The organism is Rickettsia sp. TH2014 (assembly GCF_019249195.1).
GTDB lineage: Bacteria > Pseudomonadota > Alphaproteobacteria > Rickettsiales > Rickettsiaceae > Rickettsia > Rickettsia felis.
Map to the genome: position 1 here is coordinate 1 of NZ_MXAX01000271.1, position 1,822 is coordinate 1,822.

Consider the following 1,822-nt stretch of genomic DNA (forward strand, 5'->3'; position numbering starts at 1 on the left):
GCATAACTGCAATATGGAGGCATGACCCAACAAAATATATTGTTGCTAAAACATATTGAGCAGAATATATTAGAACTTTATAAATTAAATTATTTGCATGTTTAAAACTTTAACACAAAATTTAACGAAGATTTTTGATAAACTAGTTAGCTCAGGCATTTTGACGGAAGCTCAAATAGATGCTGCTATGCGGGATATAAGAGTAGCTCTTTTAGAGTCGGATGTTGCATTACCGGTGATAAAAGATTTTATAGCGGAAGTTAAACAAAAGGCACTTGGACAGGAGGTTATTAAATCCGTTTCACCGGGGCAGATGATAATTAAAATTATTCATGAAGAGATGATAAATCTCTTAGCTTCAAGCGAAAGTGAGACAAAGCTAAATTTAAATTCAAAGCCGCCGGTAAATTTCCTAATGGTAGGGTTGCAAGGGAGCGGTAAAACTACGGCGAGCAGTAAGCTTGCTTTACGACTTAAAAATCAAAATAAAAAAGTTTTGCTTGTTTCTTTGGATACTTACAGACCGGCCGCACAAGAGCAACTTGCTATACTTGCAAACTCAGTACAGATTAATTCATTACCTATTGTGCAAGGTGAGAAACCTCTTGATATTGTCAAAAGAGCTATTGCCGAGGCTAAAATTTCTGCTTATGACGTCGTAATTTATGATACGGCAGGTCGTACACAAATTGATAAAGAGATGATGGAGGAAGCTCTTGCAATAAAAAAGATAGTGGAACCTACGGAAACTTTGTTAGTAATTGATAGTATGACAGGGCAGGATGCGGTAGTTACGGCAAGCAGTTTTAATGAAAAGCTAGAGATTTCAGGATTGATTTTATCTAGAATTGATGGCGATTCCAAGGGCGGTGCAGCACTCAGTGTAAAATATATTACTAAAAAGCCGATTAAATTTTTAAGTAGCGGTGAGAAATTAACAGATTTAGAAGAATTCGATGCTGAACGTTTAGCTTCTCGAATACTTGATATGGGTGATATTATCTCTTTTGTTGAAAAAGCAGCTAGTATCGTTGATAGAGAAGAAGCCGAAAAAACGGCAGCTAAATTGAAAAAAGGTAAGTTTGATTTAAATGATTATCTTCAGCAAATGAGAAGCATAAAAAAAATGGGAGGTTTTGGAAGTATACTTAGCATGTTACCGGGTAGCGGTAAAATTATGGACCAAATAGATCAATCAAAATTAAATAGTAAAATAATTGAACATCAAGAAGCAATTATTTTATCTATGACGCTGAAAGAACGTAAGAATCCTGACATCATTAATGCTTCTCGTAGAAAACGTATAGCTGCTGGAGCAGGGACTACAGTACAAAAGGTAAATATTTTGCTAAAGCAATATAAGCAAATAAGTGAGATGATGAAAAAAGCCAGTAAAATGAACCCTAAAAACCTATTACGTAGCGGAATTGGAAAATTGTTTTCGTAAAACGGCATTATTGCATGGATACCTGCACCGTCATTGCGAGCAACTTTTGGTGTTGTTGTGTGGCTAGTTCATGTCATTCCAGCTAGGCGTTGATGCGTGGATACTATAAAACCGTCATTGTGAGGAGGCGTTGTTGCGTGAACCGGTAAATGCTCTTTATGTCATTCCCGCGAAGCGGGAATCCAGAAAAAAAGTATAAATACAGCAARTTTTTGAAATTAAAAGCTCGATTTATCTCGCTTTATGCTGGATTCCCGTCTACGCGGGAATGACATCGGTATCCACACAACAATGTCTTGCGAGGAGGAAAGCGACGTGGCAATCCAGAAAAAGTAATAAAAAATGCTAATAATTTTAGTATTTTTAACTGGATCC

At 36.5% G+C, this 1,822-nt stretch carries 1 protein-coding gene; it reads left to right on the plus strand.

The annotated features are described in order from the left end of the window. The first annotated feature begins 97 nt into the window (after positions 1 to 97). On the plus strand, positions 98 to 1,447 hold the full coding sequence (gene ffh, locus KYQ89_RS05680; RefSeq protein ID WP_218460780.1) for a signal recognition particle protein: 1,350 nt from the start codon (positions 98 to 100) through the stop codon (positions 1,445 to 1,447). The last annotated feature ends 375 nt before the right edge of the window (positions 1,448 to 1,822 follow it).